The organism is Polaromonas sp. CG_9.5 (genome assembly GCF_035984465.1).
Taxonomy (GTDB): domain Bacteria; phylum Pseudomonadota; class Gammaproteobacteria; order Burkholderiales; family Burkholderiaceae_C; genus Polaromonas.
Window position 1 is genome coordinate 287,471 of sequence record NZ_JAXCHR010000001.1, and the last position, 26,780, is coordinate 314,250.

Here is a 26,780-nt window from a genome sequence, read left to right on the forward strand (position 1 = left end):
GTGCGCTGCTTAACGACCTGCCGCCGCCGTGGCCAGCGCGGCCAGGGTTTCGTCGATTCGGGGCAGATCGGTGGTTTTGAGCTGGCTTTGCACCTGGGCCAGCAACTGGATGGCCGCCTGGGTTTTGCGCGCCGCCGGATCAAAATATTTACCCATCCAGACGCGGGCGTTGGTCAGGTCGGCACGTGCAGCGTCGGTCTGGCGCGAAAGCAGCGCCAGGCGTGCATTGAGCAGCCTGAGCTTGAGGTTTTCACGCAGGAAAAATGACTGTTCAGGTGCCATCAGGGCGGCTTCGGGCTGGTCGATGCGGCTGACGCGCAGCAACTGGCTGGCTTCTGCCCAGACGTTGCCCGCTACGCGCCCAGACCACGCCTGCAGCGCCGTCAGATCAACGCCCGGCAACCAGGATTTGCCAGTGGCCGGTGCGTCCCTTTGCGGCGCAGTATCGGTCTCGGGTTGGGCACGCGCCAGGGCGTTTGTGGCCATGTCATTGGCCACCGGCAACTCGTCAATCAAGCGGGCGAGTTCGTCGAGCTTGAGCATCAGCGCAGGCACGTCGGTCACGCTGGCGCGCTTGATGCGGTCAATATCACGCGTCACGGCGCGCTGCAGCGGGTTGAGGCGCGGCTGGGCGGCGCGCGTCAGCCGCATGTCGGCTGATTTGAGGGCGGCCAGCAACGGCTCGGCGCTGCCGCTCAGCAGCGCTTGCTGTTGGGCCAGCCGCAAGTCGGATTCGACATCGACCACCAGGTTTTCGTCGCGCGAGCGGCTCAGGCTTTGCATCAGCTCTTCTAGCTGCGCACGCTGCAGGCTGACTTCGCTCAGGCGCGTCTCTTGTTGGGCCAGCCGGGCCAGCAAATCATGGGTGTTGTCCTGCGCTTCCCGGGCCAGGGTGCGCGCTTCTATGGCCTGCGCGCTTGAATCGGTGGTGCGGCGCGCCAGTTCTTCCTGAATGCTTTCGAGTTTTTGCCACAGCAAGGCTGTGCTCAGCAAGCCGGCGGCGGCCAGCAGCGCCACCACCAATGCCCAGCTTCGCGGCACCAGCCAGGCGTCAGGCTGTGCAATGACCGGCTCTGTAGAGACCAACTCACGCGCAGGCGCCGTGCCGTAAGGGGGTGCAAGGTGAGGTGGGGGCAATGCGGAAGGGCTGTCGCTCATGGATGCTGAGATTCTATCGAGCCAAGCGTCTGCCGGATGTCCTTGAGCGCCGGGCGTGACTCCACAACAACACCCCAGCCCGCAGCCCGCACGGCGTCGGCAATGCGGGGGTGGGTTGCCACGGCCCGCGCATGGCACCAGTCCATGCCCTGCAGGCTTGAAAGCTGGCACAGATTGGCCACGGCTTCCGAACTGCTGAACAGCCACACCGAGCCGTCGCTGCCCGCCTGCCGGGCGCGCTGCACCTGCGCTTCGCTCAGCACCGGCGGGAGCCGCTGATAGGCGCCGACAAAATCAACCTGCGCGCCCGCAGCGCGCCACTGACTGGCGATCCAGTCACGGCCTGATGAATTGCCGGGGCCATCGACATTTTGTCCCCGCACGATCAGCACGCGGCGGCCATGCCAGTCACGCGCGCCAACCACTTGCCAAAGCGATTCGGAGTCAAACTGGCGCGCATCGGGCAGCGGCGCATCCACCTGCGCAGCAGGAACGCCCGCCGCCAGCAACGCGGCCACCGTGCCAGGGCCGGGGGCCATAAAACGCACCCCTGGCGAAAGGGGACGAATTGCGGGATTTGCTACGTTATTAATAGCTGCTTGCCCAGATGCAGCCTGCGCAAGCGCCGTATTTTGCTTAAAAAACTGCTCCACAGCATGCCCGCTGACGAACATGCAGGCGGCGTAGTCGTCCATCGCTTGCCAGGCGGCCCGCAACGCCTGCGCGCTGGCAGCGCTTGAGAGTGGTGCAATGTCAATCAGCGGAAAAGCCTCTGCGGCCACACCGGCCTGCTGCAGTTGCTGCACCCACTGCACCGCGTCGCGCGCGGGCCGGGTCACGATGACGCGGGCGGTCGTCATGCCGGCTCCGGCATCAAGCCGTTTGCGCGTTGCTGGCCCAGACCGCGCCCCCGGCACGCAACTGTGCCGCCACCGCTTCGCCCAGCGCTTCGGCTGATTCAAAACTGTTCACCACGGCGGTTTGCTTGACCTCAACCAGCGCAGCCGGCAACGCTGTGGGCACTGGCTCAGACGCTTCTGCCTCTGCCATGACCGGGTCGCCCCATGCGGCGCTTAGCTGCATTTCGTCGCCGCTGCATTGCGTGATGAAGGCCGCCAGCGGCATCGAGCAACTGCCGCCCATGGCGCGCGACACCGTGCGTTCGGCGGTAACGGCCAGCCAGGTCGGCTGATGCGCCAGCGCCCCCAGCGCTTCGCGCAGGTCGGCCCGGTCAGTGCGCACTTCAATGCCCAAAGCGCCCTGCCCGGCTGCCGGCAGCATGTCGGTGGGTAAAAAGGTGTGGCGAATACGCGATTCAAGCTTCAGACGCTTGAGCCCGGCGGCGGCCAGCACGATGGCGTGGTACTGGCCTTCGTCCAGTTTGCGCAGCCGCGTGTCCAGATTGCCGCGCAGAGGCTGAATGTTCAAATCAGGCCGCAAGGCCTTGAGCAGCACCAGCCGGCGCAAACTGGAAGTGCCGACCACCGCGCCCTGCGGCAGTTCGGCCAGCGACGCAAAGTCGGGGGAGACAAAGGCATCGTGCGGGTCTTCGCGCTCAAGCACACAGGCCAGCGAAAAACCGTCGGGCAAATCCATCGGTACGTCTTTCAGCGAATGCACGGCCAGATCGGCGCGGCCATCCATCAAAGCGGTTTCGAGTTCCTTGACAAACAGCCCCTTGCCGCCGACCTTGCTCAGTGCGCGATCCAGAATCTGGTCGCCCAGCGTGGTCATGCCCAGCAGTTCGACCTGCCAGCCCAGACGCGTCTCCAGCAGCGCCTTGACATGCTCGGCCTGCCACAAGGCCAGGCGACTTTCGCGCGTGGCAATCACCACTTTGAGCGTTTTTGGGGGAGTTTGAAGCGCTGTGACCACTGGTAACCTGTCGGTAATCTATAGAGGGAGTGAATGCTAGCATGCGCGCTTCAGTACCTATTTTCAGCACCAGAGGGCCAGAATGCTTACTTCCGCACGCATCAAAAAACTCAAGGACGACGCCGCGCCAGAGATTCAAGAGAATCCGCCGGGGATAGCCAAGCCCGCCACGCCTTCGGTTCGCACCAAGAACAATGAGCGGCCACTGGTAGAAGACATTCGCCTGCTGGGCCGCATTTTGGGTGACGTGATTCGCGACCAGGAAGGCGTGGCCGCCTATGAGCTGATTGAGCAGGTGCGCACGCTGTCGGTCGCGTTTCGCCGTGACGCCGACCAGGCGGCCGACAAGGCGCTCAAAACGCTGCTCAAGGACTTGAGCGGCGACCAGACCGTCAGCGTGATCCGGGCCTTCACCTATTTCAGCCATCTGGCTAATCTGGCCGAAGACCGACACCATATCCGCCGCCGTGCCATTCACGAACGCGCCGGTGACACGCAAGAAGGCAGCATCGAGGTGGCCTTGGCACGCCTGCGCTGGGCCGGCATCGCGCCCAAGACCATTTCGGACACGCTGGCCCGCAGCTTTGTCTCGCCAGTGCTGACCGCCCACCCGACCGAAGTGCAACGCAAAAGCATTCTGGACGCCGAGCGCGGCATTGCCCAGTTGCTGACCGCGCGCGACAACATCAAGGCGCTCGGGCTGGCCGTCAATGCCGCCAAGGACGCGCTCACGCCGCGCGAGCTTGACGCCAACGAAGCCCAGTTGCGCGCCTGCGTGGTGCAACTTTGGCAAACCCGCCTGCTGCGCTTTTCCAAACTCACCGTCGCCGATGAAATCGAAAACGCACTGAGCTACTACGAAGCGACTTTCCTGCGCGAAATTCCGAAGATTTATGCCAATCTGGAGCGTGAACTGGGCGACTACCCGGTGCACAGTTTCTTGCGCATGGGCCAGTGGATAGGCGGCGACCGCGACGGCAACCCGAACGTCAACGCCGACACGCTGAACTACGCGCTGGGCCGGCAGGCGGACGTGGCGCTGCGCCACTACCTGACCGAGGTGCATTTGCTGGGCAGCGAGCTGTCGATGTCGGCGATTCTGGTCAACTGCAGCACCGACATGCGGCAACTGGCCGAAAGCTCGCCCGACACCAGCGAACACCGCCAGGACGAGCCGTATCGCCGCGCCTTGACCGGCGTGTATGCGCGGCTGGCCGCCACGCTCAAGAACCTGACCGGCGGCGAAGCAGCGCGCCATGCCGTGGCACCGCAAAACGCCTATAAAAAAGCCGAAGATTTTCTGGCCGACCTGCGAACGCTGGAGAAATCGCTCAAGACAAACCACGGCGAAGCCCTGACGGCCCAGCGCCTGCAGCCGCTGATGCGCGCCGTGGAGGTATTCGGTTTTCACCTGGCCACTGTCGATTTGCGCCAGAGCTCCGACAAGCATGAAGACGTCGTGGCCGAACTGCTGGCCGTGGCGCGTATTGAACCTGGCTACGCCAGTCTGGACGAGTCCGCCAAACGCAGCTTGCTGCTGAACATGCTCAACGATGCACGGTCACTGCGGGTGCTGGGCACGGTGTATTCGGAACTGGCCCAAAGCGAGCTGGCGATTTTTGAAGCCGCCCTGACGGCGCGCGCCCGCTTCGGCAAGGAAGCCATCCGCCACTACATCATCAGCCACACCGAAACCGTGAGCGATTTGCTTGAAGTGCTGCTGCTGCAAAAGGAAGTCGGCCTGATGCATGGCCTGCTCGAAGACCCACTGAACACGTTGGGCTCGACCTGCGACCTGATTGTGGTGCCGCTGTTTGAAACCATTGAAGACCTGCGCAATGCCGCGCCCATCATGTGCGAGTTCTATGCGCTGCCCGGCGTGGCCCAGCTGGTGCAACGCAGCGGCTCCGAGCAAGACATCATGCTGGGTTACAGCGACAGCAACAAGGACGGCGGCATCTTCACCAGCAACTGGGAGCTGTATCGCGCTGAAATTGCGCTGGTCGAGCTGTTTGACACGCTGGCCAGCCGCTACGGCGTCACGCTGCGGATGTTTCATGGCCGGGGCGGCACGGTGGGTCGGGGCGGTGGCCCGAGCTACGAAGCGATTTTGGCCCAGCCCCCCGGCACAGTGCGCGGCCAGATTCGCCTGACCGAACAAGGCGAGGTCATCGGCTCCAAATATGCCAACCCCGAAATTGGCCGGCGCAACCTGGAAACCCTGGTCGCCGCCACGCTGGAAGCGACCTTGCTGCAGCCGACCAAATCAGCCACCAAGGCATTTTTGCAGGCGGCCGACGAACTCTCGCAGGCCAGCATGGCCGCTTACCGCGCGCTGGTGTATGAAACCCCCGGCTTTACCGAGTATTTTTTCAGCGCCACGCCAATCCGCGAGATTGCCGAACTCAATATCGGCTCGCGGCCGGCATCGCGCAAGCCTTCGCAACAGATTGAAGACCTGCGGGCGATTCCCTGGGGCTTCAGCTGGGGCCAGTGCCGCCTGACGCTGCCGGGCTGGTTCGGTTTTGGTTCGGCCATTGAGCAGTTCCTGGCACAGGGCGGCTCGCCCGAAAGCCGCAAGGCCGCGCTGGCGCTGCTGAAAAAAATGTACCGCCAGTGGCCGTTTTTTCGCACGCTGCTGAGCAACATGGACATGGTGCTGGCCAAGAGCGATCTGGCGCTGGCCTCGCGTTACGCCGAACTCGTGGCCGACGCCAAACTGCGCAAAAAGATCTTTACCGCGATTGACGCTGAATGGCGGCGCACCGCGCAGGCGCTGACGCTGATCACCGGCGACAAGCAGCGTCTGGCCAGCAATGCAGGGCTGCAGCGCTCCATCCGCCACCGCTTTCCGTACATTGATCCACTGCACCACCTGCAGGTCGAACTGGTGCGCCGCTACCGCGCCGGGCAGACCGACCAGCGGGTGCAAACCGGCATTCATATTTCGATCAACGGGATTGCTGCGGGCTTGCGCAATACGGGATGACCCGGGGTAGCGGCTTCGTCCTACAGAGTCGCAAGCCTCTTCTGATGCTCGCCAAGGGTTGAAGGCCATAGCATAGGGTATACGCCAACATGCGCGCCTTACCCTCGGTCAAGGTGCCCACCCTAAGGAGATGCATTAACCATGAACTACGTCCATGCCGAGTCAACCACCAGCTTGCCTTTGAGCAATCAACATGTATCAAGCGACTTCATGGCGCTGGCTTCTCACATGACGGATTGCGAGCGCTCGCGCGGACGTTTTTTTGGCCTGCGCACCGCGCTGGAAACACTGCATGCGGTCACCGCGCCCCGACTTGTCACCACAGGAGCCGTTCTGGTGGTTTCCAGTATTGGCCTTATCGGCCTGGGTCTACTGACCCTGGCTTGAACGGGTGGACGCGATAGTCCTGGAAGGCCTGGAAAAGCTCAGCCCGCACGCCCGAAAAATCCTTCTTGACAGCAACGGCCACGCAGAGCCTCCAATCCGGGCCGAGTTATTCGGCATCCAGCGCTTTGAAGAGCATGGCTGCAGCCTTGCAGTGGCGCAGCCTGTCGAAACCGACGCCCAGTCGCGGCGACATGCGCCGTTTTTCCCGCGCGTCGAAGAGAATCTTGCAGCGCTGCGTAATGCCTACGACTATGTTGCACTCACTTCATTAAGCGGCCACTACGCCACACCGGCGGCAGAATGGTTGCTGGATAACTTTCCACTGATAGAAGCGCAGCTGCAGCAAATCCGCGAGGGCGTGCCGCGCCGCTTTTATGCCAGCCTGCCCAAATTGGCTGCCTTGCCACTGCAAGGACTGCCGCGCGTCTATGGCATTGCCTGGGCGTACGTAGCGCATACCGACAGCGTATTGAACCCCGAGGTTTTTACGGCGTTCCTTAACGCTTACCAGCGCTGCAGCGAACTGCGCCTGAGCGAGTTGTGGGCCTTGCCTACCACCTTGCGCGTCGTGCTGCTTGAAAACCTGCGCCGTATGGCTGACGACATTGCCCGCAGCAAGGTGGCGCGCGAAGTCGCGCACGCGGTCTGGGACAGCGATAAAGCGCTGGCAGAAGCCGACCTCGACCTCATTTATTCCTTGATGAAAGAGCGCGGTCTGGAGCGCAGTTACCTGACGCAGCTGTGGCAGCGCATGCCCACCGAGTTGCTGAGCAATGCACCGGCGCTGGTGCACTGGACAGAAAAGCATTGCCCCGACGGACATGCGCTGATGCTGGAAAGCCAGAACGCGCAGGTGGCGTCCAACCAGACGGTCGGCAACATCATCACCACGCTGCGCCTGATTGGACAGGTGGACTGGGTTGACCTGATCGAGCCGGTCAGCCTGTCCTTGCAAGTGCTACGGCAGTTGCCCAGTTTTTGCAGGGAAAGCGAACTCACACGCCAGCAAATCACCCGCACCATGGAGCAACTGGCGCGGGACGGCAAAAAAACAGAGCGCGAAACCGCGCAAGCCGTCGTCGATGCCGCCCGGAATGTGCCTGACAGCCTGGGCGCAGACGCCGTAGAACGTACGACAGGCTATTACCTGATGGGCAATGGCCGGGCCCAGCTCGAAAGCGCGTTGGGCGTGCCAGCAAAACGTGCGGTGCAGCGTGTCAACTGGCACAAGTGGCGACTGACGATCTACATCACCATCATCACCCTGGCGACGCTGCTGCTGCTGGGAGTGGCATCGCACCAGGCCGAATGGCACCGATGGCAAACCCTGCTGGCTGTTTTCCTGATGGCCTGGCCGGCCTCTGAGGCAGCTTCGGCCTTTGTGCATCGCCTGGTGGCCGAGTCGCTCAGGGTGCGGCCCCTGTCGCGCCTTGGTTTCCCCGAAGGCATTCCGCCCGAGCATCGCGTTCTGGTGGTCATTCCCACGCTGCTGACTTCTCAGGCGTCCAGCAAAGCGCTGGTCGAGCAACTTGAATTTCACTGGCTGGCCAACCGCGAAAACGAAGCCCAGTTTGCCTTGCTCACCGACTGGGTTGACGCAACCAGCGCCGAACAGCCTGGCGACGCCATTCTGCTTGACGATGCATTGGCCCGGTTGACGGCACTCAATGAACGCTATCCCGCGCCTGCGGGCAGCCCGCCCCGTTTTCTGCTGATTCACCGGCCACGCAGCTGGTGCGAAACCCAGCAACGCTGGCTCGGCTGGGAGCGCAAACGCGGCAAGCTCGAGCAGTTGCTGCGCTTGCTGGCGACCGGCGATAGCACCGGCTTTTTGCCACTGGCTGCCCCGTTGCAGCTGGCAGACAGCATTCGCTATGTGGTTACGCTGGACAGCGACACCGGCCTGCCGCCCGGCGCATTGCGCGAACTGGTGGCCATTGCAGCGCACCCGCTGAACGCACCGCAGGTTGACACCGCCTTGCGCCGGGTCGTCAGCGGCTACGGCATCTTGCAACCACGAGTAGTCACGCCCCTGCCCGGCCCGGCAGAAGACACGCAGTACCACCGGCTTTTTGGTGGCCAGAGCGGTATCGACCCCTACAGCATCGGCGTCTCGGATGTCTACCAGGACTTGTTTGGCTCTGGCAACTTCGGCGGCAAAGGGCTGCTGAATGTCCAGGCAGTGCATGCTGTGCTCGACAGTCGCCTGCCCGAGGGCGCGGTGCTGAGCCACGACTTGCTGGAAGGCAGCATTGCGCGTTGCGGCTTTGTCAGCGATGTGGTGATGGTCGAAGACCCGCCGCACCATGCAGGTGTTGCCGCGTCGCGCAACCATCGCTGGACACGCGGCGACTGGCAATTGCTTCCGCTGGTCTGGAACGCGAAGCGTTACGGTATTGACGCACTGGGCGTCTGGAAAATGCTCGACAACCTGCGTCGCTCGCTGGTGATTCCGGGCACGTTCGCCTTGCTCATCTGGGTGATTTTTACCGGCGGACTGCCGCTTGACATGGCTTTGTTCATGGCCGGGGCGGCCCTGCTTTCCGGGCCTTTGCTGGGCGTGCTGGCCGGCCTGGTGCCAACACGCACCGGCACTGCCTGGCGGCACTTTTTCAAACAAGGGCGCAGCGAGTTGCGCGTCACGCTGGTCAGCGCTGCCTGGCAGTTCAGCCAAATACCGGCGCAGTCTGTGCTGCTGCTGGATGCGGCGCTGCGCGCTGTCTGGCGCATGGCCGTCAGCCGCCGTCAGTTGCTCGAATGGACCACAGCGGCACAGGCGCAATCGGCATCGCGCAACGAGCTGGTCGTGTTCGTGCGCCAGCATACGGTCGCTTCGCTTTTTTGCGCCGCACTGGCGATGGCCGCACCCTGGGGCGTCCACCCGTGGGCCGGCATCGTGCTGTTTCTTTTCTGGGGTGCCTCGCCTGTTTTCGCCTGGTGGATCAGCCTGCCCTGCGCCGACCGCACGCCGCACCGGCTTCGCGCCCACGACAAAAATTACCTGCAACTCCTGGCACGCGATACCTGGCGGTTTTTTGAGCAATACGTCGGTGCTGAAGACAACCATCTGCCGCCCGACAACATGCAGCTGGTGCCTGACCCCGCCGTAGCGCACCGCACTTCACCGACCAACATCGGGCTGTACTTGCTGGCCGTCTGCTGCGCGCGCGAATTTGGCTGGATATCAACCGACGAACTGATCCGGCGGCTTGAAGCGTCCCTGGACAGCATTGAAAAGCTGGAAAAGCACCATGGCCATCTGCTTAACTGGTATGACACGCGCACGCTGCAGGTCATGCACCCTGCCTATGTCTCGTCCGTAGACAGCGGCAACCTGGCTGGCCTGCTGCTCACCGTGGCGCAAGCCTGTATCGCCCTGGGAAAGCAAGGCGTTGATGGGAAAAATGCGCAGCCCGCTTTGGTGCGCTTGGCCGGGCGCTGCCAGGCGCTGTATGCCGCCATGGACTTCAAGGGCCTGTATGACAACAAGCGCCATCTGTTCCACATCGGCCTGCGGGTTCCCGACCAGACGCTGGACACCAGTTACTACGACCTGCTGGCATCCGAGTCACGGCTGACGAGCTTTTTGGCCATTGCCAAGGGCGACGTGCCCAAGCGCCACTGGAGCGCCTTGGGCCGGCCTTTTCTTTCGGTCAACGGCGCGCCTGGCCTCAAATCTTGGTCAGGCTCGATGTTTGAATACCTGATGCCTTCGCTGCTGATGAGCGAACCCCGACACGGGCTGCTGCACACCATGGCACGCTCGGCCATCGCCGCGCAACGTGCTTACGGCACGGACCAGCACTTGCCGTGGGGGATTTCCGAATCGGCTTATTCGGCCCAAGACCATTCGCTGGCTTACCAATACTCGCCTTTTGGCGTACCACGCCTGGCGCTGCGGCGCACGCCGCTGACGGATCGGGTGGTCGCCCCCTACGCTACCGTGCTGGCCACGCTGTTCGAGCCGGCAGCGGCTGCTTCCAACCTCATGCGGCTTGAAAAATTGGGCGCACGCGGTGACTTTGGCTTGTTTGAATCGCTCGACTTCACGGTGGCGCGGCAGCCTGAAAAGCAGTCTTACACCGTCGTTCAGACCTTCATGGCCCACCACCAGGGCATGTCGCTGGTGGCGCTGTGCAACGTGCTGTGCCATGACGCGCCCCGGCGCTGGTTTTGCGCCGAACCGCAGGTGGCCGCGCATGAAGCCCTGCTGCACGAACGCACGCCGCGCCAGATTATTGAAAGCGCCAACCCGCGCCTGCCGCCCGAGCCCAACGACCCCAGCCGCGCGTCCGTGTTTCATGCGCGCGACATCAATCCGGCACTGCCCGGCTGGAAACCCACGCATTTGCTGTCCAACGGGCGTTACAACGTCGCCCTGCGCGCCAGTGGTGCAGGCGTCAGCCGCTGGCAGGGCCGCAACATCACGCGCTGGCGCGACGACGTGCTGCGCGACGGCTATGGCAGCTTTTTCTACCTGCGTCAGGCCGGGCAAAGTCGGGTCGGCTCCCTGACAGCCACACCCGCGCCGCTGCCGGGCTGGACTTACCACGCCCGTTTCATGGCCGACCGGGTTCAGTTCGATGCCCAAGGCGACGACTTGCGCTCCAGCATCTCGGTGCTGGTCAGCCCCGAAGACGACACCGAATTGCGCACCGTGCTGCTGCACAACACCGGCCACACCGAAAAAGTCGTTGAGCTGGTGTCTTGTTTTGAAGCCGTGCTGGCCGACCCGCGCGCCGATGAAGCGCATCCGGCTTTTTCCAACCTGTTTGTGCAAACCCGCTGGGCACCCCAGTGGCGCGCCCTTTTGCTCAAGCGTATGCCGCGTCTGCAGGGCGACCCGCAAATGGCTGTGGCGCATTTTCTGGCCGAGGTCGATGCCGATTTGCTGTCGGTGGACTGCATCACCGACCGCCGCGTGTTTGCCGGACGTAACCAGCCTGCGCACCAGCCCGCCCTGCAAGACCAGCCACTGGACGCTGACGGCAACCCCGTCAATGGCCTGGACCCGGTCGCCAGCTTGCGGCTGACCCTGCGGCTGGCACCCGGCGGAGTAGCGCGGCTCAGTTTTGCCACGGCAGCCGCAGAAACCGAGGACGAACTGGCCGCCCGGATCGACAAATACCTGCAGCCCATGCACATTGAGCGCGCCACCCGCATGGCTGCCACGCTGGCCCAGGTGCGCCTGCGCGACCTGGCCCTGACAGTCGAAGAGCATCTGGCGCTGCAAAACCTGACCACCGCGCTGATGTACAGCACGCCGCGTCCGGCCGCCAAACCCGGCCCTCTGGACCAGCGCCTGCTGTGGCGCTTTGGCCTGTCCGGTGACAAGCCAATTGTGCTGGTGCGCATTCATGCGGCCAGCGGGCTGCCGCTGGTCAATGCCCTGCTTCGGGCGCAGCCGTGGTGGAGTTTTGGCGGCTTGGCCGTCGACATGGTGGTAATCAACAGCGAGCCTAATTCCTACCTCATGCCCTTGCAGCGCGATATTTTGGCGTTGCGCGACCGCTTGATGCAAAACGTGCAAAACGTGCAAAACAGTTTTCCGCAAGAAGCCGCGCAGGCGTCCAGCTTTCACCTGCTGCGCGAACAGGAAACAAGCGCCACAGAAAAAGCCACGCTGGCCGGGCTGGCCCGGGTCGTGCTCACCGCAGATGGCCGGCCACTGGAAGTTCAGGTCGCCACCTTGCGCCGCGCGGTCTGGCCGCTGCAGCAACCGCTGGGCGCAGTCGCCGGAACGCCGCTTTCGGGCCAACTCATCACCGCACAGAAAAGAGCCGACGATGCAACCCCCGCCACACTACCCGTGGCAGGCCAGTTCGATCCCGACAATGGCGAATTCTGGTTTGAATTGCATGGCGGCCAGACCGTACCCCGGCCTTGGGTCAATGTCATTGCCAACCCGGACTTTGGCTTTCAGGTGTCCGAGACCGGCAGCGGCGTGACGTGGGCGGTCAACAGCCGCATGCACCAGCTCACGCCGTGGTCGAACGATCCGGTGCGCGACCCGGCGTTTGAACACTGGTTGCTGCAGGACATCGACAGCGGCCAGGTACTGCCGCTGGTGCCATCCGTACTGGCCACGGCCAGCAGCCGCTGGCGGGTGCGCCACGGCCAGGGCTATTCGGTGTTTCAGGGCCTGCAAAGCGGGCTGCAGGTGGAAACAACGTTTTTTGCGGCCCGCGCTGACGCCGTCAAGGTGGTTCAAGTCAAAATCCGGCTCGACACTTCCGCGCGCAGACGCCTGCGCGCCGTGGCGATGGTCGAATGGCAAATGGGCGACGCACGCGGACGGCGGCGCACCCTGCAGACCTGGAAAAGCCCCGAACAGGCAGCGGTGTTCGCCCAGCAACAAGAAAGCCGCGACGGTTACGGCGACAGCACGGTGTTTCTGGCCATGACAGGCAGCGCACCTAGTCTGCAATGGACGTGCGACCGGGGCGAGTTCTTTGACTCGCTCGGACGCATGGTGCTGCCCGCCAGCCTGGCCGGCCGCAGCGGCAATGGCTTTGACCCCTGCGCCGCCTTGAGCGCCGACTTTTCGCTGACCGGCCAGGACGAGCTGGTGTTCAGTTTCCTGATCGGTCACGCGGCCAATCCTGTCGCCGCCGAACAGATGGCCGCCCACTGGGCGCAGCAAGACACTGCCCAGGCGCTGGACGAGGTAAAAACCGGCTGGTCGGGGCTGCTTGACAAAGTGCAGGTCAAAACCCCTGACGCCAAATTCGACGCGCTGGTCAACCACTGGCTGCTTTACCAGACCGTGGTGTGCCGGCTCTGGTCAAAGGCCGGTTTCTACCAGGCAGGTGGCGCGTCAGGTTTTCGGGACCAACTGCAAGACTCGATGGCCTTGGCGCTGGTCGATCCGGCGCGTCTGCGCCAGCAAATCATGCTCAACGCTTCGCGCCAGTTTCCCGAAGGCGATGTGCAGCACTGGTGGCATGCCCCCGGCGGCGAAGGCGTGCGAACGCACTTTTCAGACGACCTGCTCTGGCTGCCTTATGCCTGCACCCACTACCTGCAGGTCACGGGCGACTTTGACCTGCTGGACGACAGCGTGCCCTTCATTGACGGCCCGCCGATTCCCGAAGGTGCGGAAGATGCTTATTACGCACCCCAGACCAGCGAACAAACGGCCAGCGTATACGAGCACTGCGCCCGCACCATTGACAAAAGCCTGGCCGTCGGCATCCACGGTTTGCCGCTGATGGGCACGGGCGACTGGAACGACGGCATGAACCGCGTCGGTCACGAGGGACGCGGCGAATCCGTCTGGCTGGCCTGGTTCTTGTGCAGCGTGGTGGAAGGCTTTGTGCCGTTTGCCCAAATGCGCGGCGACGATGCCCGCGCCCAGCGCTGGCTGGAGGCGCGCAAGGGCTGGGTGGCGGCGCTGCATGATGCCGGCTGGGACGGCGCGTGGTTTCGCCGTGCCTTTTTCGACAACGGCGACCCGCTCGGTTCGGACGCCAACGAAGAATGCCGCATCGACCTGATCGCGCAGGCGTGGTCGGTGCTGTCCGGCGCGTCGACGCCCGCCTTCACCACTTCTGCCATGCTGGCCTTGAACAATCAGCTGATCGATGACAAAGCTGGCCTGCTGCGGCTGCTCGACCCGCCCTTCCAGCATTCAGCCAACAACCCTGGCTACATCCAGGCCTATCCGCCGGGCGTGCGCGAAAACGGCGGCCAGTATTCGCATGCCGGCGTGTGGGCGCTGATGGCGCAGGCGCTGAGCGGCGACACTGAAGGCGCATGGCGCAGTTTTCAAGACCTGAGCCCGGCGCACCGCAGCGCGCACCCGGAACGCGGCCCGGTCTACGAGCTGGAGCCCTATGTCATCGCCGGCGACGTTTACAGCGCGCCGCCGTATGTAGGCCGGGGCGGCTGGAGCTGGTACACCGGATCGGCGGCCTGGCTGTACCGGGCGGCGGTCGAAACCCTGCTGGGCCTGGCGGTGCAGCCCGGCCGGATGTCGCTGTCGCCGCGCCTGCCAGCACACTGGCCGAAGGTGGAGCTGCGCTTGCAACTGCAGGGGCATGACATCACCGTGCATTGGCAGCGCGATGCGCCCGATGCTGCTGCAATCCCCAGGGCTGACCAGCACGTCGCATGGGGAGAATGGGTCGAATTCGATTCGTTGCCAACCCGCGCGGTGCTGCGGGTGTATGGAAATGCGGCATCACCCCTTATTTAGGGCTACTAATTAAATAGCATGCTGCGCCTGTACTGATTGCGCAAAGCGGCTAAAACACTTGAATCCTTTGTGTTTTATCGCCGTTTTCGTCTTGAGCAGGCTTCATGCGTTCCGTTACGCGAAGCACTGCCCTGCATGCAGTAGCCGCTGTGACAGAGGACTCAAAGTTTGGTGAACGCGTGGCGCGACCAAAATCATATTTTGGCCATCCTGATGTTGGAATGATTCTCATTTGTACAATTCAGTTCATCATTACTGACTGAACACCAAGGAACTTCCATGAAACCCGCGCTACTTTCGATCCTGCTGGCCCTTCCTCTGGCGGCAGCACCCGCGTTGGCGCAATCTGTGGCTGCAAAAAATAGTGCGGTGGCTGCGCCTGCACAGTCGGTGACGGCGGCTGCCGTGACCAAGCAATACGGCGCCTTGGTGCAGGCCAGTTACGACGACACGCTGAACAGCGCACTCAGTTTGCAAAAAGCCGTGCAAGCCTTGACAGACGCACCGTCCGAATCAAGCCTGAAAGCTGCCCGCCAGGCCTGGCTGGATGCCCGTGAGTTTTACGGCCAGACCGAAGCCTTCCGTTTTTACGGCGGCCCCATCGACGACAAAAACGGCCCCGAAGGCCGTATCAATGCCTGGCCCATGGACGAATCCTATGTGGACGCCGTCAAGGACGCGCCCAACGCCGGCATCATCAATAACCGCAAGATCGTGCTCAGCAAAAAGCAATTGGCCGGCCTGAACGAGCGCGATGGCGAAGAAAACATCGCGACCGGCTGGCACGCCATCGAATTTTTGCTCTGGGGCCAGGATTTGAGCGCCACCGGGCCAGGCGAGCGTTCTTTTGAAGACTTTGTCGATGGCAAAACACCCAATGCAGACCGGCGCCGCCAGTACCTCAAGCTGGTCACTGAACTGCTGGTCGATGACCTGCGTTTCGTGTCCAAATCATGGGCACCCACGGCAGGCAGCTACCGCGCCCGCTTCGAGCAAGGCGGCATGGAGTCAGTACGCAAGATGTTCGTCGGCCTGGGCTCGCTCTCGCGCGGCGAGCTGGCCGGTGAACGGCTGGAAGTGGCGCTGGCCAGCCAGGATCAGGAAGACGAGCATTCCTGCTTTTCAGACAACACCCACCGCGACGTGGTGAACAACGCCCTGGGCATCCAAAACGTCTGGCTTGGCCAGTACAAGCGCGCCGACGGCAGCCTGGTGCAAGGGCCGTCGCTGCGCGACCTGGTGGCAGCCAAAGATCCGGCGCTGGCTGAAAGCACGTCACGCCAGATTGCGGCGTCGGTGGCCGCCGCGCAAACCATCAAGGCACCGTTTGACCGGGAAATCACCGGAGCCAAAGACGCGCCAGGCCGGCTGCGCATCCAGGCCACCATCGACAGCCTGGTCGCGCAAAGCAAGGCGCTGGTCACGGCGGCCAATGCAGCGGGCATCACCCGGCTGACGCTGGGCAAATCCTGAGGTTGGCACGCAGTTGACTTCCCGCTTCAAAAACCCCTTTCGCACCGGACTGGTCGCGCTGGGCGTGCTTGCAACTGCGGCGGCGCTCACAGTCAGGGCCACGCCCGCGCCGGATGATGAAAAAACCGGCGGCGACACCACGGTGTTTGCCACGGGCCGCAATGCATTTTCATTTCCGCTGGCCAACCTGCCCGATGAAGAACGCACGCGTTTTGTGATTGGCAACTCATTTTTCAGGCGCAACTGGGTGCAGTCCCCGGCTTCCACCACGGCGCGCGACGGTTTGGGGCCGCATTTCATTGCCCGCTCCTGCGGCGGCTGCCATGTGCAGGACGGGCGCGGCGCACCGCCAGACTTCAGCCGTGGGCTGAAAGAGCAACCCGTGGGGTTGCTGATACGGCTGTCCATTCCCGGCAAAAACGCGCAAGGCGGGCCACTGCCCGACCCGGTTTATGGCGACCAGTTTTCCAACTTCTCGGTGTTGGGTGTGCAGCCCGAAGGCCAGATTTCGCTGCGCTACGACATGGTGCAGGGCAAGTTTGCCGATGGCACGCCGTACCAGTTGCAAAAGCCGCGTTACGGCTTCAGCCAGCTCAACTACGGCCCGATGGCCAAGGGCGTCATGATCAGCCCGCGCATCGCGCCGCAAATGGCCGGCGTCGGGCTGCTCGAAGCGATTCCGGAGGAAGAAATTTTGCGCAACGCACAGCAACAGGCGGCGGCAGGCGGCGCAGTGCGCGGCAAAGTCAACACCGTCTGGGACGCGCCATCGCAGCAAATGCGCACCGGCCGCTTTGGCTGGAAGGCCAATGTGGCGTCGCTCGCGCATCAGACCGGCAGTGCTTTTCAGGGCGACATGGGCATCACCTCCACGCTGTTTGCGCAGGAAGCCTGTACGCCCGGCCAAAAAGACTGCCTGGCTGCGCCGCGTGGCGCCCGTGGACCAGGCCCGGAGGTAGACGACCAGACGTTCAACAACGTGGTGTTCTACGAAGCCACGCTGGCCCCGGCAGCCTGCTGGTGGCCAATGGCGGCATTGCGGCACGGCCCGAAAGTAGCCGGCTCAAGATTCATATGGGCGCATGGATTCGTCGCTGGTGCGCATCGATACGCGTTCCGGTCAACTGCTGGGCCAGTGGCGACTGACTGACAAGCGGCTGAGCCTGCGCCATATGGCGTGGGGGCCGGCGATTCAAGGCAGTGATTCCGGCGAACGTTTGCTGGGCATTGCGCTGCAGGCCGAGCATGACGACCCGGTCGCCAAGGCAGCTGCGCCTGTGCTGGCAGTTTTTGACGGCCGGCAACTCAAAACCCATGCGGCCAGTGCTGGCCAGTCGCTCAAAGGCTATGGCGGCGACATTGCCTTTGCGCAGGGACGCTTTGCCGTCAGTTGCCCGCGTGCCAATGGCATTGCCTTGTGGCAGGCCGATGGCGCTTGGGACGATTTTTTGCCGCTGGAAGAAGCTTGCGCCTTGAGCACGGCGGCAGTTCACGGCTCAGCCGGCAGCGCCCGCCTGTGGGCCGGTGGCCGGGTCGCCGCGCTGGCGCAGGGCAGCGGTGGCGGGCTGGCGTCTTCATCGCTTCCCGGTATCAAGCTGGACAACCACTGGGCGGCATGGCTGTAAGGCAGCCTGCACCGGATGAAGCAAAAATCAAAAAATTGATTTTTGCTATTTAAATAATAGCTGCTTGTGCTTACGCCACCTGCGCCAGAGGCCTGAAAGCATCATTTTTTGTCTCCACAGGCCCTGCAGAAGACAAAAAGAGCGTTGAGTCGTCAAGCTCCTCATTCGGTGGCGAATTAATGGGCTGAACTGCAAAAGTCAAGACCCCAAAAACTCCCCAATCGGCTTCAAGTCTTCGACCCGGTCACACACCGACTTGACGATCATCAAAATCGGAATACCCAGCAGCAGTCCCCACACGCCCCACAACCAGCCCCAGCCCAGCAAGCCCATGAACACCGCGACCGGACTGAGCCGGCTGGCCCGGCTGGTCAGCCAGGGCGTGAGCAAGTTGCCCACCAGCGTGTGGATCACCACCGAGGCACTGCCGACTGCCACCGCCATGTTGATAGAGCCAAACTGCAAAAACGCCACCAGCGCCGACGCAGCGCCCGTAATCAGCGACCCCACGTAAGGCACCAGGTTAAGTACGCAGGCCACCACGCCCCAGACCGCGGCGTTTTCCAGCCCCAGCGCCAGCAGCGCCAGCCCCGTCAAGATGCCCACCAGCGCGCTGGTCAGCAGTTGCACCTGTAGATAACGCTGGATTTGCTCCGCAATTTCATGCAGCGCCTGCAGCGTGACTTTCTTGCGTGTCAGGCTGGAGCCGGCCAGCTTGATCATCTTGCGGCGAAAGGTGTCGCCCGAAAGCATCAGGAAATACGTCAGAAAAACTACCACCGTGATCTGTCCGATCAGCGTCATCAGGCCCACGGTACCAGTCCACAGGTAGTTCTTGATGTTGAAGCGCGCCGCCTCGATCACCACACGGGTCGCGCCCCGGTTAGGGCCGGTCGTAGCCGCGCTGTCACGCGTGGCCTGCTCAATCTGGGCGGCAGCTTTCTGCACGGTTTCCAGCGCGCTGTCAGTTTTGCCGGGACTTGATTTAAGCGCCTGCCCCAGCTTTTGCGCGGCGGCGGGCAAGGCCTCGACCAGTCGCCCGGCCTCAATCCGCAGCGAATAAGCGCCCAGCACCATGAAGCCGAGAAGCCCCAGCAGCAGCACCGCCGAGCTCAACCAGCGCGGCACACGCTTGATCTCCAGCCAGTTGATGAGTGGAGAAAACGCATAGCTGAACAGCACGCTGAGCATGATGGGAACAAACACCGCCCGCGCCCACTGCAGCACGAACAGGCTGGCCAAAATCGACAGCACGACCAGCGACATATTGCGCACATCCACCGGCATGTGAAGAAGCAGCCGCTCGGGCTCCGGAAATTCGGTGATGCTCTGGGGCAGCTCATCCGCCTTGGTTGGAACCACTTCCACTGTTTTTTCAGCACTTGTCTCTGTCATATTTTTCCTCATCAACCTGGGGGGGGACACGCCAGCCAGACGCTTGGGTTTTCATGGCGCTGAACGTGGCTTTATTGCACCCGAAATAAATATAAAAAACCATAGGACGCCACCCTTGGCGCACGACGGCGCGCATCAAGACGCAGGGGCAGCCGGGCGCGGGTCGGCCTGTATTTCATCAGCAATCACGCCACGATGGCTTCCCGCACCGCGCCCAGTTGGCGGCGCGACACCGCCAAAAGCTCGTCAATGCCGTTCAGCCGCACCGCCCAGCCTTCGCCCTCTTCCGGGTCAAAATGCTTTTCCAGCGCCCGCACCGCGCGCCGCGCAATCAGCGCATTGCGATGAATCCGCATGAACTGGCCGGCGTGCCGTACTTCCAGCTCGTTCAGCGAACCGTCCAGAATGTAGCTGCGGCGCGCAGTGCGCACGGTGATGTATTTGAGTTCTGCCTTGAAATACAGCACCTCGGAAAGCGGCAGCCGTTCGGTTCGGCCCCGGTCCTGAATAATCAAGGTTTCTTCAGCCTTTTCAGGCTGTTGCGCAAGCCCCGCCTGCGCAAGCCGCTCTACTTTTTGTAGCGCCTGCTGCAAGCGCTCTAACCGCACCGGCTTGGTCAGGTAGTCCACCGCTGCCAGCTCAAAGGCTTGCACGGCATGCGTGGAATGCGCCGTCACAAACACCACCGCAGGCGGCCTGGGCAAGGCGGCGATGGCCTGCGCCAGTGCCATGCCGTCAGTGCCGGGCATGTGAATATCCAGCAGCACCGCATCAAACGACTGGTGCTGCAGCGCGTGCATGGCCTGCACTGCATCGGCGGCCTCGGCAGTCACCACCGCCGTTGGCGCAGCGCAATCGGCCAGCAAAGTGCGCAGACGCGCGCGCGCCAGGGCTTCGTCGTCGACCAGCAATAGCTTCAATGTGTTCATAAGGGAATCTCCAGCCTGACCTGAAACAGGCCGTCTTTGAATGCGGTTTTGAACTGGGCCTGCACATCGTGCAACAAAAACAGCCGCTCGCGCACGTTGGCCAACGCCAGCCCGTGGCCCGGCTGGCCCGCGCCGGCGGGTGCGGAATTGGTGACTTTGATGACCACGGTGCTGCCGCGCCTGAGCGTCGAAATCTTCAGTTCTGCCCCGCTGGCGCTGGGTTCGACCCCATGACGCACGGCATTTTCAACCAGTGGCTGCAGCAGCAAGGGCGGCAGCCGGGCCGTGTCGGCGCTGGCGTCCAGGCGCCACTGAACGCGCAGCCGGTCGCCAAAGCGGATCTGCTCAATAGCAAGATAGCGCTGCGCCAGCGCAATTTCCTGCCCCAGCGTGACCGACTCCGCCGGGTCGGCCAGCGCACTGCGAAACAATTCGGCCAAATCTTCCAGCACCGCTTCGGCCTTGCGCGGCTCGGCGCGCACCAAGGCAATCGCGCTGTTCAGGGTATTGAACAAAAAATGCGGCCGGATGCGCGACTGCAACTCGGCTAGCCGCGCTGCCGTGGCGGCAGGCGTTCGGGCCTTGGCCCGCCAGAAAAGTCCTTGCAGCACCAGCGCCGACAGCAGCGCACCGCCCGCCGCACTGGCCCACCACTGCGCCGGCTGCAGCAGCCCCATCAGCGCCAGCAGACCGCAGCCATACAGGCCCGCCACCGCGCCCAGCAGCGTGCCCACCAGCCACTGCAAAGAAGCGGCCAGCCGGCTCAAGCCCCTCTTGAAGGCGCAGATCGCAATCAGCCAGACCAGCGTCGCCGGCAGCGCACCGCCCGTCAGCAAAGAAAACTGCAGCAACCAGTCCAGCGGCTCAGCCGTGCCAAACATTGCGCCCACTGCCACCACGATTTGCACAAACAGCACCACCCGCAGCACCACGCCGACATGGCAAGCGTCAAACATGCTGGCGCGCGGCACCAGCGGCGACACGCTGCCAGCGTCAGCCGGCATCAAGCCGCCCTGCAGCGTGGAGTCCTTGAAATTAAGCGGAGCAGCGTTTGGTTTCATTAGAAAAGGCAACGGTTGCGTGATTCATTCGGATACTTTTTTAGCAACAAAAGCGCGCAGATAAAATTGTCCAGACCCGTATTGCACCGGCCACGGCGCTTGCGCCCTGGACGCAAGCTCTTCTCTACCCACTTTCACCCATTTACCGCCGCATGGCGCGCCAGAACGCAGCCTGCCGTCGTTCCAGCACCGCACACTGTCTTTAACCTGCCGCCAGTTGGCCCCAACCAGAAAGCCCGCCATGAACCAATTCGACAAAAAATCCCAAGCCTGGTCTGCCCTGTTTTCCGAACCCATGAGCGATCTGGTCAAGCGCTACACCTCCAGCGTGTTCTTCGACAAACGCCTGTGGCAAGCCGACATTGCCGGCTCGCTGGCCCATGCCGACATGCTGGCCGCGCAGCATATCATCGCGCCCGCCGACCATGCCGCCATCCAGCAAGGCATGGCCAAAATCACCGCCGAAATCGAATCCGGCGCGTTTGAATGGAAGCTCGACCTCGAAGACGTTCACCTGAACATCGAAGCGCGCCTGACCCAGCTGGTCGGCGACCCCGGCAAGCGCCTGCACACCGGCCGTTCGCGCAACGACCAGGTCGCCACCGACGTGCGCCTGTGGCTGCGCGGCGAAATCGATCTGATCGGCGGCTTGCTGGTGGACCTGCAAAAAGCGCTGGTCGAGATCGCCGAAAAAAACGTCGAAGTCATCCTGCCCGGCTTCACGCACCTGCAGGTGGCGCAGCCGGTCAGCTTCGGCCATCACATGCTGGCCTACGTCGAGATGTTCAGCCGCGACGCCGAACGCATGGGGGAAGTGCGCCGCCGCGTCAACCGCCTGCCGCTGGGCGCTGCCGCACTGGCCGGCACCAGCTACCCGCTAGACCGCGAGCGCGTCGCCACGACGCTGGGCATGGTCGATGAGCAAGGCCAGCCGCAGGTTTGCCAAAACAGCCTGGACGCCGTCAGCGACCGCGACTTTGCCATCGAATTCACCGCCGCCGCCAGCCTGGCAATGATTCACATCAGCCGCTTCAGCGAAGAGCTGATCTTGTGGATGAGCCAGAACTTCAGCTTCATCCACATTGCCGACCGCTTCACCACCGGCTCGTCGATCATGCCGCAGAAGAAAAACCCCGACGTGCCCGAACTGGCGCGTGGCAAAACGGGCCGTGTCGTCGGCCACCTGATGGGCCTGATCACCTTGATGAAAGGCCAGCCGCTGGCCTACAACAAGGACAACCAGGAAGACAAGGAGCCGCTGTTCGACACCGTGGACACGCTGAAAGACACGCTGCGCATTTTTGCCGAAATGGTCGAAGGCATCACGGTGAAGCCCGAAGCGATGGAACGCGCCGCCTTGCGCGGCTACGCCACGGCGACCGACCTGGCCGACTACCTGACGAAAAAAGGCCTGCCGTTTCGCGACGCCCACGAAACCGTTGCCCACGCCGTCAAGGCCGCCACCGAGCACCAGGTGGATTTGTCAGAACTGCCGCTGGCCGTGCTGCAGGAATTCAACCCGTCAATTGAAAAAGATGTGTACGAAGTGCTTAGCCTGCGCGGCTCATTGAATGCGCGCAATGTGCTGGGCGGCACCGCGCCAAGTCAGGTACGGGCGCAAATCGCGCGGCACCGGGTGCGGCTGGGGTGATTTTTGTGGCATCAGCGGGAATTTCTCGCTGATGATTCGGGTTTATCTGGGGCAGACCGAATGGCCTGCATCAGAATAACTGAATGCTGTGGAGTTTGCAATTTAGCCCGCAAAGTTGATCCGCGAAATTTCAGGCTTTCCTAAATGCTGAGAAGCATTTGGCTCTGAGGAAAAATGTGGCCTGTCGAACAAATGGTACGGCATTAGGCAGTGCTGTAGCTATAAGATGGCGTCGTCCAATATACGTCAGGTTTGCAAGTCATCACATGCCGAAGTTCATGCGAAAACTACCGCTGGCGCACGTCCTGCCTGCGCAGCCAGCTATCTTTTTTGCAGTACTGCCTGTTCTGGCGGGTCGTCTTGGTGTGGTGTTGGCGCTTGCGCGCCGCAGTGGTTTGCCAGGCATGCTGGTTTCACCCTCAGCGTTCTAACCGGGCGTTGCAGTGGATTGCTTCGCAACCACTGAACTTCAACGTTAGGCCTCGGAAACACAGCACCGAGGCAGTCCACCTTTTACGTCAACGAAATCAATTGAGCGGCTTCTCTTCTGTGGGCAGCGGTGCCGCTTCGTCAGGTACCTTTTCTACGTCAGACGCGTGATGTTCCATGTGGGTTTTTTTACCTGGCTGCGGTGTTTGATCCGAGCCTGGCGCAATCTCTTCGCCGCTATGCTTTTTCTCCTGATGCACCTTCTTGTCGTGCGCAACATTTCTGGGGTCGGTCATGTATTTCCTTAAAGTTGTCTGGCATCTTATCCACCAAATGCACGACCACACGTAGGACAACCCGACTTTCGCTCTCCATTCTCATCCTGAACCGCCCCGGGTTTTGAGGAGGCTCAAATCTCTGAGAGGATTGAGCCATGAAGAAGTCGAACAAGTTTTTCCCTGAAGTGCGCGAACGTGCAGTGCGCATGGTGCAAGAGCACCGTGGCGAGTAACCGTCGCTGTGGGCTGCCATCGAATCCATTGCCCCCAAGATCGGCTGCGTGCCCCAGACGCTGAACGAATGGGTCAAGCGCGACAAAGTTGATACCGGCGCCAGGGTAGGCACGACCACGTCCGAGCACGAACGAATGAAAGCGCTGGAGCGCGAGGTCAAGGAACTGCGCCGAGCCAACGAGATCCTGAAGCTGGCGAGTGCTTTTTTTGCCCAGGCGGAGCCGGGCCGCCGACTGAAGTCGTGAGGGCCTTCATCGACCACTACCGCCACACACATGAGGTCGAGTCGGTTTGCAAGGTGTTGCAGATCGCCCCATCAGGGTACAGGCGGTACGCGGCTGAGTTGCCGTGCCAAGCGCGATGCGGAACTTGCGCCCCACATCGAGCGGATTTGGCAGGCTAACCTGCACGTCTACGGTGCCGATAAGGTCTGGATGCAATTGAGACGGGAAGGCACGGTCGTGGCACGCTGCACCGTGGAGCGGCTCATGCGCCGCCTGGGCCTGCGTGGCGTCATGCGGGGCAAGGTGGTGCGAACCACCGTCAGCGACCGTAAGACGGCATGTCCGCTAGACCGAGTCAATCGGCGGTTCAGGGCCGATCGACCGAATCAACTTTGGGTTTCGGACTTCACTTACGTCTCGACTTGGCAGGGCTGGCTGTACGTGGCCTTTGTGATCGACGTGTACGCCCGACGCATCGTGGGCGGGCAGCAGTTCCATGCGAACGGACTTTGTGTTGAATGCCTTGGAGCAGGCGCTGTACGCCCGGCAGCCCGAGCGCGACGGGGCGTTGATCCATCATTCTGACCGTGGGTCGCAATACGTCGGCATCCGCTACAGCGAGCGTTTGGCCGAGGCCGGCATCGAGCCCTCAGTGGGCAGCAAGGGCGACAGTTACGACAACGCGCCCTGGCCGAGACGATCAATGGGGTGTACAAGGCCGAGCTGATCCACCGCCGGGCACCCTGGAAAACCAAGGAATCGGTGGAGCTGGCCACCCTCGAATGGGTGTCTTGGTTCAACCACCACAGGCTGCTTGAACCCATCGGGTATATCCCTCCGGCAGAAGCTGAGGCAAACTACTACAGGCAACTCGCCAATCAGGCCGCCACAACGGCCTGACTTAAACCACCCAGCCTCCTCAAAACCCGGGGCGGTTCAAACATCCAATGGCTGGCTTTCCACAGGTGTGCTTCATCAAGAACACCGTGAAAAGCCCCAACATCATTGTCGGTGACTACACCTACTACGACGATCCAGATGACTCAGAGAACTTTGAGCGCAATGTTCTTTACCACTTTCCATTCATCGGCGACAAACTGATCATCGGCAAGTTCTGCGTCACCGCTCGGGGCGTAAAGTTCCTCATGAACGGCGCCAACCATAAGCTATCCGGCGCCTCCACTTATCCATTTCAGATCTTCGGCAACGGCTGGGAAAAGGTCATGCCCAACTCCGGGGATTTGCCCTACAAAAGTGACACGGTTATTGGCAATGACGTCTGGATTGGCTTCGAGGCGCTGATCATGCCCGGCGTCAAAATTGGCAACGGCGCCATTGTGTCCTCGCGGTCTGTCGTCGTCTCGGATGTTCCCGCATACACCATCGTGGGTGGCAACCCCGCCAAGCCCATCAAACAACGGTTTGAGCCGGATGCTGTCCTTGCATTGGAGTCGCTTGCCTGGTGGGACTGGCCCGTTGATAAGATTACCCAACATCTAGAGCTGATCGTGTCCGGAGACATTGAGGCATTGCGTCATTGCGCAGCCATGTCTAACAATTCATTCAAGCCGAAGCCGCTTCGCGGCTCGGCTTAATTCAGGCGTTAGCCAGCCATAAAACTTCTCATTTTCGGCAACTCAGGCGCAGGCAAGGCCATGCAAGCCAAGAGTCTTGCGCGAAAATATGCACTGGCCAAGCTGGACGTTTGGTCACTGGTTTCTATCAGCGCCAGGACCAATGGCCTTATCACGCACACCGCGGCATCTTTGACCGTTTCATAGGGATCAAATCCGAGCGATTTATCCGTGCGTCGGTGGCTGCCTAAAAATTTATGGAGCTATATGAAAAATGGGCGGCATTCATTCAGGCGCTTCTGCCTCGTGTGGCTTTTTACAGCGCTCTGCGCCCCCTCATTTGCCATGCGCCAGTGTCCAGCTGAGTTTGGGCCAAAAGATCCCAGTGTGAACGCGTTGGGCTGGCTTGTTGTGGCGTTGGGTGTGGCGCTCGGTGGAGGGCTGCTGTATTTCGTTGTCAAGCGGTCACGGGGCACTGGCCGGTTCAAGCGCACTGCCCTCATCGCTGTCGGGATCGTGGGCATGCTTCTGATCAGTGTCTGCGGCCTGGCTTTGGCGACTGGGTTCTTCTTTTTAAAATGCTGAAACTGCCGAACCGCCGTTCATGCAAGTGCAACCTGCTTCGCAGGCTTGAATTGATTCCGCAGATGAGGCCGGTAGCAGCCAGAAATGCCAAATTTCATACAAAATGTGCCGCCTGCGCAGGCTGTGCGTGCGTTGTCAGCTATGCTTTTCATAGTCATCAACACATACACAAATCACGCGCCAATCCCGCATGAACAAGTTGCTGTATTTCTATAAAGACGAAGCCCTTTGCGGAGCGCCCTTTCATGAACCTACCCACCACGCCTGACGGGCGCTATTTTGTGGTTCGCGGACGGCTTTGGCGGGCCACCAATCCGGCCTTGTCTGACGCCGTGCGCGGCGAACTGGTGCAGCAGCTGATGAATGCCCGGCGCGCCGTGAAGACTGCGCTGGGTAGCCAGGATGCGCACGCGCTTGCGCAAGCCCGCGCCGAAGTCAATGCCGCAAAAATCTCTCTGGGCGAGCGCGGCCCTGTCTGGTGGACGGATGGTGTCCAGGATTTCAACCGGCATCTTGTCAAAAATACGCCTTATGCCGAGTGGTATCAAAACCTTGATGGGTCGTAAAAATCAGGATCAGGGCGTGTCATCAATTGAAAGCAAGGCCGAAGGGCTTGAACAGGACGATGCTCACTTTATTTGGGCACGCATAACCCCAAGACAGGCACTCAGGGATGATCAATGGGAACGCATCAAGGATGTGCTGCCCGGATGCGA

At 61.9% G+C, this 26,780-nt stretch carries 16 protein-coding genes, 1 pseudogene and 1 other annotated feature; of the genes and pseudogenes, 10 read left to right on the forward strand and 7 right to left on the reverse strand.

What is annotated here, in order from left to right; translation table 11 throughout:
* Nucleotides 1–9: 9 nt before the first annotated feature.
* Genes RCH06_RS01345 through hemC form a run of 3 tightly spaced genes read right to left on the reverse strand, consistent with a single transcriptional unit; the run spans nt 10 to nt 3,033 of the window.
* Nucleotides 10–1,158 (reverse strand): uroporphyrinogen-III C-methyltransferase, encoded by a 1,149-nt coding sequence (locus RCH06_RS01345; RefSeq protein ID WP_327079627.1) that lies wholly within the window; start codon nt 1,156–1,158, stop codon nt 10–12.
* Nucleotides 1,155–2,018 (reverse strand): uroporphyrinogen-III synthase, encoded by an 864-nt coding sequence (locus RCH06_RS01350; RefSeq protein ID WP_327079628.1) that lies wholly within the window; start codon nt 2,016–2,018, stop codon nt 1,155–1,157. The genes RCH06_RS01345 and RCH06_RS01350 overlap by 4 nt, the downstream gene beginning before the upstream one ends.
* A 13-nt stretch (nt 2,019–2,031) precedes the next feature.
* Nucleotides 2,032–3,033 (reverse strand): hydroxymethylbilane synthase, encoded by a 1,002-nt coding sequence (gene hemC / locus RCH06_RS01355; RefSeq protein WP_327079629.1) that lies wholly within the window; start codon nt 3,031–3,033, stop codon nt 2,032–2,034.
* Between the two features lie 82 nt (nt 3,034–3,115).
* On the opposite strand from hemC, the gene ppc reads away from it, so the two are divergent.
* The 6 genes from ppc (at nt 3,116) to RCH06_RS01385 (ending at nt 17,704) form a co-directional block, all read left to right on the forward strand.
* Nucleotides 3,116–6,022: a phosphoenolpyruvate carboxylase gene (ppc, locus tag RCH06_RS01360; protein WP_327079630.1), complete on the forward strand. Its 2,907-nt coding sequence runs from the start codon at nt 3,116–3,118 to the stop codon at nt 6,020–6,022.
* Nucleotides 6,023–6,163: 141 nt separating this feature from the next.
* Nucleotides 6,164–6,409 carry a hypothetical protein gene (locus RCH06_RS01365; protein WP_327079631.1) on the forward strand — a complete coding sequence of 82 codons (246 nt, stop codon included), beginning with the start codon at nt 6,164–6,166 and terminating at the stop codon, nt 6,407–6,409.
* A 4-nt stretch (nt 6,410–6,413) separates the two neighbouring features.
* Entirely contained in the window at nt 6,414–14,606 is an 8,193-nt protein-coding gene (locus RCH06_RS01370) for a GH36-type glycosyl hydrolase domain-containing protein (RefSeq protein ID WP_327079632.1), read from the forward strand.
* A gap of 279 nt (nt 14,607–14,885) precedes the next feature.
* Entirely contained in the window at nt 14,886–16,079 is a 1,194-nt protein-coding gene (locus RCH06_RS01375; RefSeq protein ID WP_327079633.1) for an imelysin family protein, read from the forward strand.
* A gap of 13 nt (nt 16,080–16,092) precedes the next feature.
* On the forward strand, nt 16,093–17,229 hold the full coding sequence (locus tag RCH06_RS01380) for a di-heme oxidoredictase family protein (protein WP_442799572.1): 1,137 nt from the start codon (nt 16,093–16,095) through the stop codon (nt 17,227–17,229).
* Complete coding sequence (locus tag RCH06_RS01385; RefSeq protein ID WP_327079634.1) at nt 17,162–17,704, forward strand: DUF1513 domain-containing protein; 543 nt, start codon at nt 17,162–17,164, stop codon at nt 17,702–17,704. Before RCH06_RS01380 ends, RCH06_RS01385 begins: the two co-directional genes overlap by 68 nt.
* 198 nt (nt 17,705–17,902) lie before the next feature.
* Here the strand turns inward: RCH06_RS01385 and RCH06_RS01390 are convergent, their stop codons facing one another.
* The 3 genes from RCH06_RS01390 to RCH06_RS01400 all read right to left on the reverse strand — a co-directional run bounded on the left by RCH06_RS01390 (nt 17,903) and on the right by RCH06_RS01400 (nt 21,089).
* Nucleotides 17,903–19,099, reverse strand: a complete 1,197-nt coding sequence (locus tag RCH06_RS01390) for an AI-2E family transporter (RefSeq protein WP_327079635.1) — start codon at nt 19,097–19,099, stop codon at nt 17,903–17,905.
* A gap of 185 nt (nt 19,100–19,284) precedes the next feature.
* The gene (locus RCH06_RS01395) at nt 19,285–20,028 is read right to left on the reverse strand and encodes a LytR/AlgR family response regulator transcription factor (RefSeq protein ID WP_327079636.1); all 744 of its coding nucleotides are present in this window, start codon (nt 20,026–20,028) and stop codon (nt 19,285–19,287) included.
* A complete protein-coding gene (locus RCH06_RS01400; protein WP_442799573.1) occupies nt 20,025–21,089 on the reverse strand; it encodes a sensor histidine kinase in 1,065 nt (354 codons plus the stop codon). The genes RCH06_RS01395 and RCH06_RS01400 overlap by 4 nt, the downstream gene beginning before the upstream one ends.
* Before the next feature lie 241 nt (nt 21,090–21,330).
* Here RCH06_RS01400 and argH point away from each other — a divergent pair, with 241 nt between their 5' ends.
* Nucleotides 21,331–22,740, forward strand: a complete 1,410-nt coding sequence (gene argH, locus RCH06_RS01405; RefSeq protein WP_327079637.1) for an argininosuccinate lyase — start codon at nt 21,331–21,333, stop codon at nt 22,738–22,740.
* A gap of 527 nt (nt 22,741–23,267) precedes the next feature.
* Here argH and RCH06_RS01410 read toward each other — a convergent pair.
* On the reverse strand, nt 23,268–23,465 hold the full coding sequence (locus RCH06_RS01410) for a hypothetical protein (protein WP_327079638.1): 198 nt from the start codon (nt 23,463–23,465) through the stop codon (nt 23,268–23,270).
* A 137-nt stretch (nt 23,466–23,602) separates the two neighbouring features.
* Between RCH06_RS01410 and RCH06_RS01415 the strand changes: the two are divergent.
* From RCH06_RS01415 to RCH06_RS01425, 3 genes and pseudogenes are all read left to right on the forward strand, one after another.
* Nucleotides 23,603–24,805: pseudogene (locus tag RCH06_RS01415) on the forward strand (IS3 family transposase).
* Nucleotides 23,881–23,997, forward strand: a sequence feature (AL1L pseudoknot). Its footprint overlaps the pseudogene before it by 117 nt.
* 47 nt (nt 24,806–24,852) lie before the next feature.
* Nucleotides 24,853–25,500, forward strand: coding sequence for a Vat family streptogramin A O-acetyltransferase (locus tag RCH06_RS01420; protein ID WP_327079639.1), 648 nt, complete (start codon nt 24,853–24,855; stop codon nt 25,498–25,500).
* An 809-nt stretch (nt 25,501–26,309) separates the two neighbouring features.
* Complete coding sequence (locus RCH06_RS01425; protein WP_327079640.1) at nt 26,310–26,630, forward strand: hypothetical protein; 321 nt, start codon at nt 26,310–26,312, stop codon at nt 26,628–26,630.
* The last annotated feature ends 150 nt before the right edge of the window (nt 26,631–26,780 follow it).

Bases quoted from the DNA above. Each gene is read 5' to 3' on its own strand.
- RCH06_RS01420 (WP_327079639.1), top strand. From the start codon at position 24,853: ATGGCTGGCTTTCCACAGGTGTGCTTCATCAAGAACACCGTGAAAAGC.
- RCH06_RS01365 (WP_327079631.1), top strand. From the start codon at position 6,164: ATGAACTACGTCCATGCCGAGTCAACCACCAGCTTGCCTTTGAGCAAT.
- ppc (WP_327079630.1), top strand. From the start codon at position 3,116: ATGCTTACTTCCGCACGCATCAAAAAACTCAAGGACGACGCCGCGCCA.
- RCH06_RS01395 (WP_327079636.1), bottom strand. From the start codon at position 20,028: ATGAACACATTGAAGCTATTGCTGGTCGACGACGAAGCCCTGGCGCGC.
- RCH06_RS01410 (WP_327079638.1), bottom strand. From the start codon at position 23,465: ATGACCGACCCCAGAAATGTTGCGCACGACAAGAAGGTGCATCAGGAG.
- RCH06_RS01425 (WP_327079640.1), top strand. From the start codon at position 26,310: ATGAACCTACCCACCACGCCTGACGGGCGCTATTTTGTGGTTCGCGGA.
- RCH06_RS01350 (WP_327079628.1), bottom strand. From the start codon at position 2,018: ATGACGACCGCCCGCGTCATCGTGACCCGGCCCGCGCGCGACGCGGTG.
- RCH06_RS01345 (WP_327079627.1), bottom strand. From the start codon at position 1,158: ATGAGCGACAGCCCTTCCGCATTGCCCCCACCTCACCTTGCACCCCCT.
- RCH06_RS01390 (WP_327079635.1), bottom strand. From the start codon at position 19,099: ATGACAGAGACAAGTGCTGAAAAAACAGTGGAAGTGGTTCCAACCAAG.
- RCH06_RS01375 (WP_327079633.1), top strand. From the start codon at position 14,886: ATGAAACCCGCGCTACTTTCGATCCTGCTGGCCCTTCCTCTGGCGGCA.
- RCH06_RS01400 (WP_442799573.1), bottom strand. From the start codon at position 21,089: ATGAAACCAAACGCTGCTCCGCTTAATTTCAAGGACTCCACGCTGCAG.
- argH (WP_327079637.1), top strand. From the start codon at position 21,331: ATGAACCAATTCGACAAAAAATCCCAAGCCTGGTCTGCCCTGTTTTCC.
- RCH06_RS01385 (WP_327079634.1), top strand. From the start codon at position 17,162: ATGGATTCGTCGCTGGTGCGCATCGATACGCGTTCCGGTCAACTGCTG.